Origin of the sequence: Ruminococcus sp. B05, from assembly GCF_003628495.1 — a bacterium.
Taxonomy (GTDB): domain Bacteria; phylum Bacillota; class Clostridia; order Lachnospirales; family Lachnospiraceae; genus Schaedlerella; species Schaedlerella hominis.
The window spans coordinates 1-15,948 of sequence record NZ_RBZR01000022.1 but is presented as its reverse complement, the minus strand read 5'-3'; the positions used below and the strand labels follow the sequence as shown (position 1 = coordinate 15,948).

The following is a 15,948-nucleotide window of genomic DNA, read 5'->3' as shown; positions in this document are numbered from 1 at the left end:
TACTCTGACGGGATATACTCTTATAACTCCTGTTCGTGTTTCCTTTTTGGTTTCTGTTGTGTAGCAGTCGTATTTTCCTGCTCTTTTTGTGCTTTCAGTCTTTCCAGAATTGAAACCTTATGGATACCGTCTGCAATTCTTTCCTGACTCCTATCTGACGTGGTTACTTCTGGATTCTCTCCAACTTCTTCATCTGCCAAAATATTTTCTCCCCCTTTCTCATCCATGTTGAGCATGGCATTTAATTCTACCAGACGTTCCATTTTTTCATTCAATTCTGTCTCTTTTGGAAATGGCTTCTGTACTTCCTCCTGTGCAGTCTTTAACTGCTGTTGCACCGTATCCAGATTTCTTTCCGTTTCTTCCAGTTTTTTCTCAATTGCCGAAAGTGCATTGTGGATTCTCTGGATATTACCAAGTGGGTCCTTTCCAAATTCAATCTTATACGAGCATTTTCCTTTAATCGTCATGGTGTAAGTATTGGACAGAAAATTGTACTCTGATGAAAGCGCAAAGCCATGATATTCTCCAATCTGCCCTGCTGATTTTACCGTTTTTAATCCAGATGCTGCCGCAATCAACGCCAGACCTGCTTCCTTTTTATCATTATACATTTTTCCACCAACCGTCATTACGAAGCTATCATTATCCTGCAAATCCACACCTTTTACCCTTCCTGCATCTACACGCATTCCAGCTATTTTCTCTTTTAATGCGGTAATCTGTACTGGATAACGTTTCGCTATATCCGATTCCAGGCGATAAATCTGACTGGTATGGTTTGCTTTCAGAAGTTTCAGCTTACTCACCTGAACATCCAAATCCATTTTTTCCTTAATATATTCATTTCCGGTAGCAAGTGCTTTGATTTCTGCATAAGATAATGCCGTATCATCCACATCCTCACAGGCACGAACCGGAGATTTGCTGGTCATAATCTGTGAAATGAATTTCTGCTTATTCTCCAGAATCTGCCACATGTACGAGTCAAATGTATTTTCTGTTACATATCGGAAAATCTTTACCTTGTCATTCTGATTTCCCTGTCGTAAAATACGTCCTTCCTGCTGCTCCAGATCTGACGGTTTCCAAGGACAGTCCAAATGGTGTAATGCCATAAGTCTGTCCTGGACATTCGTACCTGCACCAAGTTTCGGTGTAGACCCCATCAGGATTCTAACCTGTCCTGCACGCACTTTTGCAAACAGCTCTGCTTTCTTTGCTTCTGTATTGTATTCATGGATAAACGCAATCTGTTCTTTTGGAATGCCACGCTCTACAAGTTTGTTTCTCACATCATCGTAAACATTGAAGGTTCCATCATTCTTCGGTGTGCTGAGGTCACAGAAAATTAATTGTGTACCCTGTGTTTCTTTTCCATCTTCCCATACCTGAAAAGCATTCTCCACACAGGCATTTACCTTACTCTCTCCTGCATCCGGTAGCATATCATTAAGGAGTCTCTGATCTAATGCACATTTTCTTCCATCGTTGGTTATCTTGAGCATGTTATCCGTCCTTGGATCAACATTACCGCCTCTAACCTGTTCTGCACGCTCCGAAAATGCCTCTACCATTTCTTTCTGTTCTTCACTTGGTTTGAGTACTTCATTGATATACTCCGCTTCCGGTACAGGCAGATTCAGCATATCAGAAGTCTGAATATCTGCCGCTTCCTTAAATATGGAGATCAGCTCTGGAAGATTGAAAAAACGGGCAAATCGTGTTTTTGCACGATAGCCCGTTCCTTCCGGTGACAATTCGATAGCCGTAACTGTTTCTCCAAATGTTGCCGCCCAGGAATCGAAATGTCCCATTCCCATATTCATCAGCGTATCATACTGAAGGTATCTCATAATGGTATACAATTCAGTCATACTGTTTGACACAGGTGTTCCAGTCGCAAATGTAATTCCCTTACCGCCTGTAATCTCATCCATATATCGGCACTTCATAAACATATCCGAACTTTTCTGTGCATCTGTCTGTGAAATGCCTGCTACATTCCTCATTTTTGTATATAAAAAGAGGTTTTTGAACGCATGGCTCTCATCTACAAAAAGCCTGTCAATGCCAAGCTGCTCAAATGTAACAACATCATCCTTCCTTGTCTGGTCATTTAATTTATCCAATTTTGCTTTCAGTGTTTTCTTTGTCTTTTCCATCTGTTTGACTGTATACTGCTGTCCCACTTCCAGTTTTGCAGTTTCAATCGACACTGTAATATCTGCAATCTGATCTTCCACCAATGCAATCTGACGTTCCCTGGAAAGTGGAATTTTCTCAAACTGACTATGTGCAATAATAACTGCATCATAATCTCCTGTTGCAATTCTAGAACAAAAACGCTTTCTGTTCGCAGGCTCAAAATCTTTTTTTGTTGCTACCAGAACATTCGCACCTGGATAAAGTCGCAGGAAATCGCTTCCCCACTGTTCCAGCAAATGGTTCGGTACAACATACAGACTCTTTTGTGAAAGTCCAAGTCGTTTACTCTCCATTCCAGCTGCAATCATCTGGAATGTCTTGCCCGCACCCACGCAATGTGCAAGCAAGGTGTTGTTTCCATATAAAATATGTGCCACCGCATTTTTCTGGTGCTCCATAAGTTTAATTTCCGGATTCATACCGACAAACTGAATATGACTGCCATCATATTCTCTTGGACGGATACTGTTAAACCGTTCATTATATATCTTACAGAGATTTTCACGGCGATCCATATCCCGGAAAATCCAGTCTTTAAACTCCTCTCTGATCAATTCCTGTTTCTGCTGTGCCAGCGTTGTTTCCTTCCGATTTAATACCCGATGTTCTCCATCTGCATCATGGATTGTATCATAAATCTTAGTATCACGAAGATTCAATGCGTCTTCCAGTAAGCGATAAGCGTTTGTCCTCTGCGTTCCATAGGTCGATGTAGTAAGCGGATTGTTACTGCTATCTACATTCTTTCCTTTTATGTTCCACTGTCCGGTTACTTCCGCATACTGCACTTTAATTCTATCATAATTGATATGATGCCTTGGTGTATGGAAAGTTTCAGCCATAAATTCTGTGATATAATCTGGGGAAATCCATGTAGCACCAAGTCTGGCTTCAATTTCAGATGCATCCAGGTCTTTCGGCTGCACTCGTTCCAAAGCCTGCACATTAACCATATACTCGGAACGATTTTCTGCAAAGGCTCTTGCAACGCTTAATTTTTCTCTGACATTTCCAGACAAATACTCATCGGACGGCTCCCATTTTTCTGTAATAGGATTCTTAAAGATTACCCCTGCCAGTTCCTCCGTTATTTCTCCTTCCGTTTTTCCGGTAAGCTGCATCATATAAGGAATATCTACTTTTGCTTTTTCTCCGATTGATACTGCCAATGCTTCACTTGCCGTATCCACGGACGTTACCGGTTCTGCTCTCCGAATGGTTCTCTTACTAAATATATCTGCTTTCCGCTTTAATTCTCCCTTTTCATCCAGAAATTCCAGCGATGTCAAAAGACAATAACTGCTGTCCATGCTGAACGCTCTTTTATTTGCATTACTGCTAAGAAGACCATATTTTTCAGTAAATCTGTCATAAACCTGGTTTAGTTCTGCCTGTAATGCAGAGATTTCTTCATCGCTGCCTTCTTCTAACTGCCTTTCAAGGAGTCTACTGGTTGCATCCCTGATAGCTACCATGCCACGGACACGTTCTCCCGTTACTACTGGAAGTTCCAGTTTATTCATTACCGAATTTTCACGATAATAAATATCTTCTCCGACAAGTGCAAAACTAAAATTTTTAATATCTGGGTCTGCCGGTATCGAAACTACCTGTTCTTCCAGTTCCGTATCTGAAATTTCCAGTTCCGTAATTGTCCCCTGAATATGTCCGATTGCTTCTTTTAACTGTTCTGCAAGATTTTCCCCTTCTTTTGCTTTTACAGTTATTTCCTGCTTTCCATACTGTGTACTTTCTGTTGTAAAATCTCCCAACACCATTTCCGGATGATCTGCAAAATAAGCATTGACCGTATATCCTTCCTCTGTTGTCTTTAGCTTTACCCAGTCAGGCTCCGCAAGAGAAATTCTGTCTCTTTTCTGAAAAAATAATATATCAGCAACAACATTCGTGTTCGCATTTTTCTGAAAAGCATTGTTTGGCAGTCGAATAGCTCCCAATAAATCTGCCCGGTTTGCAAAATACTGTCGCACTTCCGGGTTCTGCTTGTCCATTGTTCCACTTGATGTAACAACCGCAACAATACCACCTGGGCGAACCATATCTAAGGACTTGGCAATAAAATAATCATGAATCATAAAATGGTATCTGTCATATTTCCGGTCACTGACCTGATAAGCTCCAAACGGTACATTTCCAACCACACAGTCGAAAAAGCTGTCTGGATAATTTGTTTCTTCAAATCCCTGTACCGCAATCCTGTTTTTCTGATAAAGTTGCTTTGCAATCTGTCCCGAAACAGGATCAAGCTCTACTCCATACATATTTGTATGATTCATACTCTCTGGCAAGAGTCCCATGAAATTTCCCACTCCACAAGATGGTTCCAGAATATTTCCCTGTCTCAATCCCATATTTCCAAGTGCTTCATACATTGCCTTAATTACTGTCGGAGATGTGTAAAAAGCATTCAGTGTCGATGCCCTTGCAGCATTGTATTCATCCGAAGTCAATATTCCTTTTAACTCCAGATATTCTTCTGTCCATGCACCATTTCTTTCCTCAAATGCCTGTGGGATACCTCCCCATCCGACATATCTGGATAAGATTTCCTGCTCCTCTGACGTTGCCAGTCTCTGCTCCTGTTCCAGCTTCTTCAAAAGCCGGATAGCTTCCATATTGGCTTTAAATTTTGCTTTCGGACCACCAGCCCCCAATTCATCGTCTGTAATACGGAAATTGTGAGGTTCTATCTTTTCCTCCTGCTCATTCTGCAAATATGGCAAAAACTCTCCCTCATAGCCAAACAGCTCATTCTCGCCCGGAATATAATTACGTCCCGTTTCCATGCACTGAAAAATATCTGCTTTCGTTGCTCCGCTTGCTTCATAAAAACCTGCGTAAGAGTACAGAATATCATCTTCTCTTTCATATGTAGATAAATGTAATTCTGTATTTCCCCTCGTAAGATTTACAAGTTCTTTTCCTTCCAGACCATGCGGTAAAACACCTACCGGCTCAAAATGATACCCCTGATATTCAAATACATTCTCGTCCCATTGTTCCTGCGGTGTTACTGTTTCCGGTACTTCCAAATTCATTTCCTGTCGTATTGTGGCAATTTCATCCGACTCCATCACATGGTCAGTATATGGTTCTATCATTTCATCCTGCCATCTGCCGTTGTCATTCCAGAGTTTTTCTGCTATATCAGATACTAATTGCATTTGTTCCGGAGAAAAATCCGGATTGAGAATTGGTTCCAGCATACGTTCCTGCTCCGCCAGTTTTCGGACAACCTTCATCTGCTCGTCTGAAAAGTCTTCCACGGATCTGCCGACTGCATCCATACTGTCATAAATCAGTTCTCCCACATGACTTTTTAACACATAATCTTCTTCATAAAAGCCATCTTCCCATAATTCTTTTGCTTCCTCAAAGGACTGATGTATATCCGTTCCCAGATCTGCTTCCTCTTGAGCGTCTTCCACTTCCGGAACACTTTCCTCTGATTCTGGATTTTCCAGAGCTTCTTCTGTCTCATTTACACTCATAAGGTCAAACAATGACATCTGATGTCCTGTCAGTCCCTCTGTTTGTTCTCTTACTTTTTGTGCCGGGAAAATAGTATAAGTTCCTTCCACATACTGATGCACTTCTGTTAAAAGTTGTACTTTCTGATCGTATGTCACTCCTGCTGACTCAAAATCCAACGGCAATGTAGCCAGTGCCTCATCCATTGACTGTAACAGACTTTGTGACTGTTCCGTATCCTTAAGCATATCCGGAATTGTTTTTCTTGCTTCCTCATTGAAAAAATCTTCTTTATATGGACGCTCATTTTCTTCTGGAAGTCTTGCATAAAAACTGATTACTTTAGACGCTATCCGTTCTCTCTCATAATCCGGCATACGAGAATAATCTGCTGAACGTAAGAATTGCTGATTATCAATCAGATAAGCAACCCTCTTTGCCACTTTTGACCATGGCAGTAAGATTTCCGTATCTGGATTTCCAATATTCCCTCTCTCAAGTTTCAGTCCTTTCCCATCATAGTTTGCATGGGAATTATCTGCACCACTCAAAGCATGACTCTGACCGCCCACACCATATTTTTCTTTAATAAAGTCTGTTCTCGCCTTATCATCCTCATTCAGAAGATAAAAAGAATAAGTTGACAGTCTTCCATCTGAATACGGGCCGCCACCAGCCAGAAACGCATCTATTTCATCTTGTGTAATAAATATCGGATGTTCCTGCCATGCAAAATCATCTCTGGCAGTATAAGGCACAACCTCTGCAGCAAATTTTTGAAATTCTCCGGATACTCTGATCGGATTATACGTCCGAAAACGCATAATGCTTTTATCTTCCTCATAAGCAATTGCCAGTCCTTCCAGTCGTTCATTCAAATCTGCAAGCCACTCTGGATCTGCAATTTTTTCTTCCAGATAATCCGTAATCTCCGGATAAATGCTGGTAAGATGTGGTAAATCTTCTTCATCAAAAACAAGCTCTGCCACACCTTCCGCCATGTCACCTTTCATGTATGCTAATGTCTGTGCATGTTCCTTTACAGCATTACTTCTTGCCACATCCAACACAGACTGTGGTGCATATTCTCCCTGCTTCAGAAGCTGATGAATACGTCCACTTACGTCTTCCCAGGATAAAAAAGCCTTATCTAAAATCTGATCTGTTACGGTATGTCCGACTGCAATCTGCATTCCAGTTTCATCAAACCAGACCGCATACTCCATTCCGTTAATTACGATTCCTTTTCCACCAGTTCCATATTCCCGCTTAACAAACTCCGTATAATCTTCTGGTGACTGCTCGCTCATAAAATTGTAAATAATACGCAACTGGTTTCCACTTCGATTTCCCCCTGTTCTTAAAATCTCGTCCACAACATCACTTGAAATGGCAATTTCTCCTGCATAAAGTGCTGCAACCCGGCTTTCAATCTCACGCCTCTGCTCATTCACAGATGGAAGTTCAGGCAAAGATAAAGCAGAGGCAATTTCTTCCTCTGCTTTACTTAACTGATCTTCATTTGTGTCTTCTACTAGCTGTACACCAATTCCGTCAAGATGCTCTCTTCCACGATTGCCGTCAGACTGTTCATATGTGCTGTCCACTCCATCGGGTTCACTTCCTTCGATGGTGCCGGATTCTGCTCCAATAACTTCTTCATCTGAATTTCCAATCTCTCCAGTGCTGCTTTCTCGATTTCCTCCAGATGTCGGTTCAGTTTCCCTGTCAGCAACAGGCTCTGGTACAGGCTGTTCTTGTGCTCTTTCAGAAATGTTCTCCGTAACATCCCGTACTTCCCGATGTTCACTTCTGTCTCCTCGATTGTCAGATTCGGAAACAGGTAATCCCCTTTGCGATGATATGTCAGTTCCATGCTCATTTCCTCCTTCATATTCCTGCTCATTGTTTTTATATGCTTCTGTGTTTCCTTCGTTTTCACGAATTAACGTGTTAAAGTTATTATAATTCCTTTCTTCTGGATTTTCAATACTTTTCTTCATTTCTTCCAAAGAAATGCGATGAACATATCGTCCAATATCCACAAGTACAGACTCACTTGCCCTGCTCGTGGCATTTCCAATAAAAGTCAGTACGGAAAGATGATTATAATCTGTAATATGCCTAAAGTCTGTTTCTTCCAGACGCTCCATTGGGTCAATACCACATCTGACTGCCAATGTATAATAGATACTGTCTGTCAAAAGACTACGGAATTCACTGCGGATCGTATCTTCCTCCAGTTCTTCCAGATAGGTATCTTCTGTCACATATAGCAGTCCATCCAGGTACTCCTCCAGATTTTCTTCTACCATATATTTTGCAGTTGCCATCAATGCATCCGAAAGTGTTTCTGTATCTTTCGCCTCCAGACCGTAAACTTCTTCTAAATGGTTTAATACTGCTGCCTGCTGTCCTTCTTGCATCTGCCACAGATAAGGTGATCTGCCACCTCTTACCATATGTGTATCCTGAATATCAAAAACATAACGGAGTCGTGTTTTCTGTGTTGTCTCATCCAGAAGGGCAATTCCCTTAGCACCTCTGTTTACCCATCGAAACATTTTCTCATTCCATAATTCCAGCGACGCACAGGCGGTTGCCTGCGGACGCTGTGCATGAATCAAAAGCTGATCCATAAATGGATAACGATACAGTCTGGCTGCAGTATCAAGATAATTCATCCAGTCTATTGGTGAACTGCTGATACTCTCTGCATGAAATTCTGCAAGTCCACGTATGTCATCTACTCTCGCCATAAAGCGTTCCTCCTTCCATTTTTCTATTTTTTCTTCTTGTCAGGTTTCTTTTTCGGAAATTCCAGACTGAATCTGGCTTTCCCATCCTCTACACCAAGTACAAGATCTGCATCAAATTTAACGTCTTTTTTTCTGGAATAAAGTCCCTTTACATGGGTACGTCCTTTCTTCAAAAGTTCAACTGCCATTTTCTTATCCATTGACTTTTCCATACTTTCCAGAAAGCGGTTAGACTTCCACAGTGCAAATGAACAGCTTCTGTCTGAACAATAGTAATTTGTTTTTCCTTCATAAATATCGGACCCACAGACCGGGCATTTTCCAATTACTTCCTTTGCTGTCTGGAAACGATTTCTTTCATCTTCCGGAATAGCTCTGCACAATGCAAGAATATCTGCAAGCAAAGCCACAATCCCATCCATAAATTCTGTATCAGAAATTCTTCCCTTTTCCATCATAAGAAGTTGGTTCTCCCATTCTGCAGTCAGGCTTGCTGATTTCAGATTTTCCGGCATGACATGAATCAGCTCACACCCCTCTGCCGTTGGAAGAATCTGTTTTCCTTTCCGCTTTGCATATCCGGAAGACACCAGTTTCTCAATAATGCTCGCTCTGGTTGCGGGTGTGCCAAGTCCCTTTTTCTCTGTCTCGGAATCAAATTCCTTATTCCCGGCTGTTTCCATTGCTGCAAGAAGTGTATCTTCCGTAAACATTTTAGGTGGAGAAGTATAATGTGTACTTTTCTCAGCCTTAACCCCTGAAAGAACCATCTTCTCTTTATATCCTTCTGGAATAGCATTCCTACTCTCTGACTCATCTTCTTTTTTAGCTTTTACACAGGACTTTCGAAATGCTTCCTCTGCTTCCTTAAATCCCATCTGCACAGGTCGTTTTCCCTTTGCAGTAAATTCATGTTCGTTACACTGAACAGCAATTTCCGTCTGTTCACAACGATAATCTTCTCCCGTTGCCTGTACAAGCTGCTGTCCAATTAACAACATCAAATTTTTCTTTCCATCTGACAGTCCCTCCATGCCATTTTCCAATGCCTCTTTTGTTGGCAGAATCGCATGATGATCTGATACCTTTGCATTGTTAATCACTCGCTCCGGATTGCCACCAATGTGTCCTGATTTTAAAAATGGAAGAAACTCTATCATCCCATTCATAAGCATTTCTACCGTTTCTTTCATATCCTCGGTAACATACTGACTGTCTGTTCTCGGATACGTTACCATTTTTTCTTCATACAATTCCTGCAACATATCCAGTGTTTTCTTCGCTGTGTATCCGAAAAAACGGTTCGCTTCTCTTTGTAAGCTAGTCAGATCATATAACTTAGGCGGAGAGATTTTCTTCTGCTCTTTTTTTACTTTCGTTACAATCGCATCCGCTCCATTACAAAGTTTCTGCAAATCTTCTGCTTCCTTTTCTGAAAGGATATTCTCCGAAGTAACTGTCATTTTCCCATCTGATAAAGAAACTTTATAATAGGCTTCTTTCTGGAAATTCTCTACTTTTTCCTTTCTTTCTGTCAGCATGGCAAGTGTCGGTGTCTGCACCCGGCCTACAACCAGACGTTTAAAATATCTGGTTGTATATGCTCTGGTTGCATTCATGCCAATTAACCAGTCTGCCTGTGCTCTGCATACCGCAGCATTGCAAAGTCCTGTATAGTCACTTCCATCTTTCAGACAACGGAATCCATTTTGAATTGCTTCATCCTCCATTGAGCTGATCCAGAGTCGCTTCACAGGCTTCTGGCATCTGGCAAGGTCATACACTCGCTTAAAGATCAACTCACCTTCACGTCCTGCGTCACACCCATTTACCAAATACGCCACATCTTCCCGGTTCATTAATCTGCATAATATTTCAAACTGTTTTTTCTTGTCTTCAGACACCTGCACCTGCCATATATCTGGAATAATCGGCAGATCATCAAATTGCCATTTTGTATATTTTTCATCATATTTTTCCGGTGGAGCATATTCTGCCAGGTGTCCGAGACACCAACTGACAATGCAACTGTTACCTTCCAGATACCCGTCCTCTCTCTGGTACGCCGATAAATTCTTTGCAAGGCTATGTGCAACACTTGGTTTCTCTGCAATCACTAAAAATTTCGCCATAATTTCCTCCTGTTCTTCCTTTTCAAAAGGACAGCCAACCTATGACTGTCCTTTTCCCATTCCTTTTATTTCTGTTCTGCTGCTTTTTCTTCATCTTCATTGATGTATGGTGTATCGTCTGCAAACTCCAGACCTTCTTCTACGATGCCCTCTTCCTTTTTCTTTTTTAATTTGCTGATGACACCCACAACAATACCACCCAAAACCAGTACTGCTCCGCCGCCAAGTGCTGCACACAGCCATCCTTTATTACCAATAGATTCCTGCTTTTTTTCAGTCTCCGGCTGAGTTGTTGTTTCTGGCTCCGGTGTAGTAGTCGTCTCTGGAAGCACAACCGCAGGTTCTTCTTTCTTTTCTGTTTCTTTCGTTTCATCCAAAAATTCTGCAAGATCATTTTCATCCACCAGTGACATCATGTATACATTTTCTGAGCTGCCTGCACGATCAATGACCATGTAAAAGGTATTCCCGTTTTTCGTCTGTACTGTCAGGAACTGCTTTGAGCTGTCATTTCCCTTATCATCTACAAGCTGCCCATTTCCAGGTGTCGAAAATGGGGTTTCTTCTGTGGCAGGCTGTTCTGCCGGCTGTTCTTCCACCACCTGAGTTGTTTCCGGCTGTTCTGCATTTTCATTTGCCTGTGCAAAAGCTGTTGCACTTACCGAACCAATCAGCATAGTTGCCGTCAACATCGCCATTAAAATTTTCTTCAATGCTTTATTCTTCATCTTCTAAAACCTCTCTTTCTGCTTCCGATTCGGAGAACATCTTTTCGTCCTCTGAACTTTTTTCTTTTACTGTTCCTGTTTCCTGATTATCCATGGAAAGATTGCCCTCCTCATCAAACTGCATCGTAACCGTTCCTTTCTGAATCCCATCCAGAAACGTCAACATTTCCCGGCTGCCCATTTTCATAGAACGGATTGCTTTAATAATTTCTGCATCTTCCATTTGCTTTTTTTGAATCTTTAATTTTTTTACATATTCCTGTAATTCCAAAATCTTATCTTCCGTTTTCTGAATATCATCCAGAACTTTTTTCAATCGCATATTCACATTCGATCACTCCCTTCTAGTGAATCCTGCCAAATGCCATAAAATGTTGCTGCCAATAAGAGCTTGCAATACTTGTATACTGAATCGGATTACCACAATGAATCATCATGTTATTACCCACATAAATTCCTACATGGCTTGCCCCAGGCGTGTCATACGTTCCCTGGAAAAAGATCAGATCTCCCGGTTTCGCATCTGATGGAGATACATAGGAACAATAAGAGCGTAATCCGTCTGCGGTAGTTCTTCCTACATTCCAGCCATTACCACAGTTATTGATTACCCAGCACACAAAACCTGAGCAGTCAAAACTGGTAGATGGAGATGCACCACCCCATACATAAGGATAGCCCAGATATTTTTCTGCCTCTCTGATCATTTTTGCAAACTGTGGATCAGAAAGAGCTTCTGCCGGAATATCATAACCGAATCCTGCACCACCTGTCGGAATACTGTTCAAGTCAAATAAGTAATCACGATTTCCATAATACTTGTTATAAGCGTCATACCTTTCCTGCTCCTTATCCGTCATACGATTTCTCAGGACTGTATCCAGATTATGATTGGTAAGTGTCACATCCAGTCGGTTGACTTCCCTCGTCGTAGTCACTTCTACTTCCTGACTTCCATTACTATCCGCTATGTAGGCTTCCCAGGTCTGGTGTCCATGTGCAGATGCAGAAGCGTGATCGCCATAGTAAACATCAAACTGTACACCATATCTTGCAAATGCTCCTGTATCTTCTACTACATATTCCACCCCATTCATAATGACATGCGTTCCCATCGGTACAAAAGGATTCGATGCGTCTACCGCAATCGTATGATTTGCCTGTGGATACGCTCCACTGACAGTAGGTCCGCCACTCCACTGACCACAACAGATCGGGCAGTTGCAATACCCACTGGTCACAACCTGTCCCAGTGATTCTCCAACCTTTACCTTCTTCTTTTCTGTCACAGTCTCTCTTGTTGAATCTGTATATAAGCCATACTGTTCTTTAAAAATCTCTTTGATTTCATCTGCCACCTCTGCATATGTAAAACCACCATATTTAACAGTCAGATAAGAAATAAGCTGATATGGATTGTGTCCGATTTCATCAATCTGGAACTGAAATTCATCATAATCAGAATGTGTTTCCTTCATCTGATTAATCTGCTCATTCAGTGCATTTTCCAATGCTACATACGCATTTTCAGCCGCATAAATATCCTCATCTTCACTGGAATAACTGGTGGAAACTATGGCATTTGTGCTTCCCTGAAATAATGCCGCACAGCTTGACAGACTCGTTGCCATTAATGCAAACAGCAAAACCATAATGCCAATAGATAACAGAATATTTCGATTCTGTGCCACCAGTTCTTTGACTGCCGCCTTCGCTTTTTCTGTAAATCTCTGTGCATTTATAACTGCCGCATCTTTCACTGCTTTTCCCTGTTTTGCTGCCTGATACTGCTTCTGATAACGTTTTTTCTGTAAAAGTTTCTTTAATGCAGACTGTTTTTTCTGTTCTGCTTCTTTTGGGATTGCCTTTTTCGCTTCATTGGACGAATCACTGCCAAATTGCAGACGGGATTTTTCTGTTTCCTCCAGAACACTTTCCCTTAATCGGTTATTTCTCTGTCGGCTTTCCTTTAAACGCTGTCGGACATAAACAGATTTTCTCGCAAGTGATTCCCCCATAAGCTCAGCCTGGTCAGCCGCATCCAGAGCAGCATTATCATCCGTATCCTCTCTGACCCTTCTCTGCCCATAAGCGGATACCACATTTTCAACAGCTACAACGCTTCGTTTCGCCATACCACTTCCGGGAATCCTGCCTTTTCCTTCATCCTCAAAAATAAGACGGGATTTTGACTGCTTCTGCTCTTTTAAAATCTGTTCTCTCTTGGTCTTATTCTTAATTTCCTCCCGAAAGTCTTCCATTGATTTTTCTTCAATTTCTGATTTTTCATGGTAGCGTTTCTGCTCTTTTGACGCATACGCTGTAACCATTTTTTTCTTCCGGCTTTGCCTGTTCAGTTCTGGTATCTCAGACTCAGGCTCTGCTTCACGTCCTGGATGCCCACGAATACTGTCCTTACGAAGTCTGGAACGTGAAACAGGCGAAGATTTCTCCTCGCCTGCTCTTAAATCACTTATTTCTGATGTTTCCATTTCTTCAGATTCAGAAATGTCTTCCTGTTCCAGAAAATCACGTCTGGATCGCAATCGTTGTTTTCCTTCCGTGATTTCCTCAATTCTATCATCGGAAATGTGAGCTTTTCTTGCTTTTCCGAAATCAAGTTCCTGTTCTCTGTGACCAGCTACCTTTCTTTCATCTGCCTCACGTCCGGTGATTCTTTTTTCCGTCTTACTCCGAAGGTTTTCTTCCCGCAGTCCATCACGGCTCATCTTCTGAACGGTTTTATCCCTTGCTTTGTATTCATGCTCCTGCATGGTTCTCATCTCCTAATCTCATAGTCTTTGTCTAAGAAATTCTCCCATCTGTCTACAATGGAAATTGCTCTGTTTTTCAGTTTCGTAGAGATGTCTGAAACATTGCCCTGTAATTCGTGCTGCTGTGTCTCTCCGATCAGAATCAGTGAATCGACGACTTCCAGTAATCCGGCAATGCTCATCATATCAGCAAACTGCATTTCCAGTAATTTTTTAGCCGAACAGCCATATGCCCAATAATCTTCTCTGTCCCAGTCCAGGATGCTGTCATATTTCTTTTTTCCCTTTGGAAGCTCTGTCTCCTGAACATTCAACTCATCTTCATAGTCACATTCGCCATAGTCAAGGTCATCGTCCTCATAGTAGTCATTTTCTTCCTCGATGTCGATCACTTCACTTAAATCGTCATCCCAGTCTTCTTCCATATCTTCATAGCCAAATTCCTTCTCAATTTCTTTATCTGTCATGTCATTATCCCCCAGTTCTTTCCACTTTTTTTGCAACCACAACCATACGCCCATTTTTCTGTGAGTACTCACATGTGGACAATGTGAGCAGTTTTTCTCCATAGCAGGCTGTAATTTGGGTTTCATAGATTCCTTTTCGCTTAATTTCTCTAATAAAGTACTCATAATCTTCGCCTTTCTGTGCTTTTATAAAATTGTAATAATTGAAATCATTTCCTGTATAAACAGGTGTTGTAAATGCTGCCAGTACCTCATATTCTTCATTTCCCCAGATGGTACGGAACTGAATCAACGGATGTTCCTTATAAAAATCCTCATCTTTATATTTTTCAAGATTAGCAAACATCTTTCCACTGTTCATATGATGACCATAGATAATCAGATTGTCTGAATCTCCCGGCACACATTCTTCCGCAAGATACAGACAACCATTGGCAGAATATTCCCCGTTAAAATCCCGGTGCAGATAATAATTTTTATCTCCCGGACGGTGCATAACCGGATAATCTATTCTGGTTCCTTCAATTGTAATCCAGCCGATACAGTCTGGATTTTCTTCATGTAAAGCCAGGATTCCTGCATCTATTTGTGTCAGTGAATCACCAGAAGAATCTTCTCCTGTCTCATCTGATTTTTCCTGCAACACTTCCTGCAATTGATGCTGTAACTGATTATCCTGTCTCTCCTGCAAAAACATACCCATCAGGAAATAAATGCTGATAGTGAGCAGTACCACTGATACGATAAAAAGCAGTCCCGCAAGCCATTTTCTCATTTTGTCCTGCCTCCTCTTTAAACGTCATCTCTGCCCTTAATACCAAGTTTTTCACGTTTCTCCACATCTTCCGGTTTCGATGACATTAATGCATAAAGCATAAGAGAATTATCAAATCTGTCTTTAAACGGAATAATCGTATTTCCGTAAAAAATAAGACCTTCTCCTGCCCCGCTATTGGTCACATAAGACAACTGATGTGGCGAAATATTAAGCTGTTTTGCCAAGATCTGCCTGTCTCCAGAAGCCTGATTCAACATCAGAATAAAATCCGAATTTTCAAAAATGTTCTCGATTTCTCTTGAAGCAAGCAGATCCTTTACGTTCTGTGTGATACCAGTCGGAATACCGCCCCATTTACGGAATCGCTTCCAGATTTCTACGCTGTATGCTGCTGTCTGTTCCTCCTTCAAAAGCAAATGGAACTCATCAATATAGTACCTAGTTGATTTATGGACGGAACGGTTAATCGTAACCCTGTTCCACACCTGATTGTGATAGGTAATCCGCCGCTTTTGCCATATCTCCCGATATGGTAGTCAGGACGGATTTTCCCCCACGTCGCACCGTGCGTGCGGCTTTCGTCGCACACGGCGCTCCATCAATACGGATT

Annotated in this window: 7 protein-coding genes and 2 pseudogenes; all 9 read right to left on the bottom strand. The window is 41.6% G+C overall.

The window, feature by feature from the left end; translation table 11 throughout:
- Positions 1-20 precede the first annotated feature (20 nt).
- A complete protein-coding gene (locus tag D8Q48_RS13550; RefSeq protein WP_347562304.1) occupies positions 21-7,307 on the bottom strand; it encodes an SNF2-related protein in 7,287 nt (2,428 codons plus the stop codon).
- Positions 7,235-7,576: a TnpV protein gene (locus tag D8Q48_RS13545; RefSeq protein ID WP_199691106.1), complete on the bottom strand. Its 342-nt coding sequence runs from the start codon at positions 7,574-7,576 to the stop codon at positions 7,235-7,237. The genes D8Q48_RS13550 and D8Q48_RS13545 overlap by 73 nt, the downstream gene beginning before the upstream one ends.
- Positions 7,577-8,482: 906 nt before the next feature.
- Entirely contained in the window at positions 8,483-10,591 is a 2,109-nt protein-coding gene (locus D8Q48_RS13540) for a type IA DNA topoisomerase (RefSeq protein WP_121056821.1), read from the bottom strand.
- Between the two features lie 65 nt (positions 10,592-10,656).
- Entirely contained in the window at positions 10,657-11,319 is a 663-nt protein-coding gene (locus D8Q48_RS13535; protein WP_118626868.1) for a CD1107 family mobile element protein, read from the bottom strand.
- Positions 11,309-11,641 carry a DUF4315 family protein gene (locus D8Q48_RS13530; protein WP_243003843.1) on the bottom strand — a complete coding sequence of 111 codons (333 nt, stop codon included), beginning with the start codon at positions 11,639-11,641 and terminating at the stop codon, positions 11,309-11,311. Before D8Q48_RS13530 ends, D8Q48_RS13535 begins: the two co-directional genes overlap by 11 nt.
- A 22-nt stretch (positions 11,642-11,663) precedes the next feature.
- Positions 11,664-12,230, bottom strand: a pseudogene (locus D8Q48_RS17920) (C40 family peptidase); the annotation flags it as partial.
- Between the two features lie 1,868 nt (positions 12,231-14,098).
- Entirely contained in the window at positions 14,099-14,560 is a 462-nt protein-coding gene (locus D8Q48_RS13520) for a hypothetical protein (protein WP_118062432.1), read from the bottom strand.
- A gap of 4 nt (positions 14,561-14,564) precedes the next feature.
- A complete protein-coding gene (gene srtB / locus D8Q48_RS13515) occupies positions 14,565-15,335 on the bottom strand; it encodes a class B sortase (RefSeq protein ID WP_118062433.1) in 771 nt (256 codons plus the stop codon).
- Positions 15,336-15,352: 17 nt separating this feature from the next.
- Positions 15,353-15,829, bottom strand: a pseudogene (locus D8Q48_RS13510) (conjugal transfer protein TraE); the annotation flags it as partial.
- Positions 15,830-15,948: the final 119 nt, after the last annotated feature.

Coding starts and splice junctions, on each gene's coding strand:
- D8Q48_RS13535 (WP_118626868.1), bottom strand. CDS start 11,319: ATGAAGAATAAAGCATTGAAGAAAATTTTAATGGCGATGTTGACGGCA.
- D8Q48_RS13520 (WP_118062432.1), bottom strand. CDS start 14,560: ATGACAGATAAAGAAATTGAGAAGGAATTTGGCTATGAAGATATGGAA.
- D8Q48_RS13545 (WP_199691106.1), bottom strand. CDS start 7,576: ATGGAACTGACATATCATCGCAAAGGGGATTACCTGTTTCCGAATCTG.
- srtB (WP_118062433.1), bottom strand. CDS start 15,335: ATGAGAAAATGGCTTGCGGGACTGCTTTTTATCGTATCAGTGGTACTG.
- D8Q48_RS13540 (WP_121056821.1), bottom strand. CDS start 10,591: ATGGCGAAATTTTTAGTGATTGCAGAGAAACCAAGTGTTGCACATAGC.
- D8Q48_RS13530 (WP_243003843.1), bottom strand. CDS start 11,641: ATGCGATTGAAAAAAGTTCTGGATGATATTCAGAAAACGGAAGATAAG.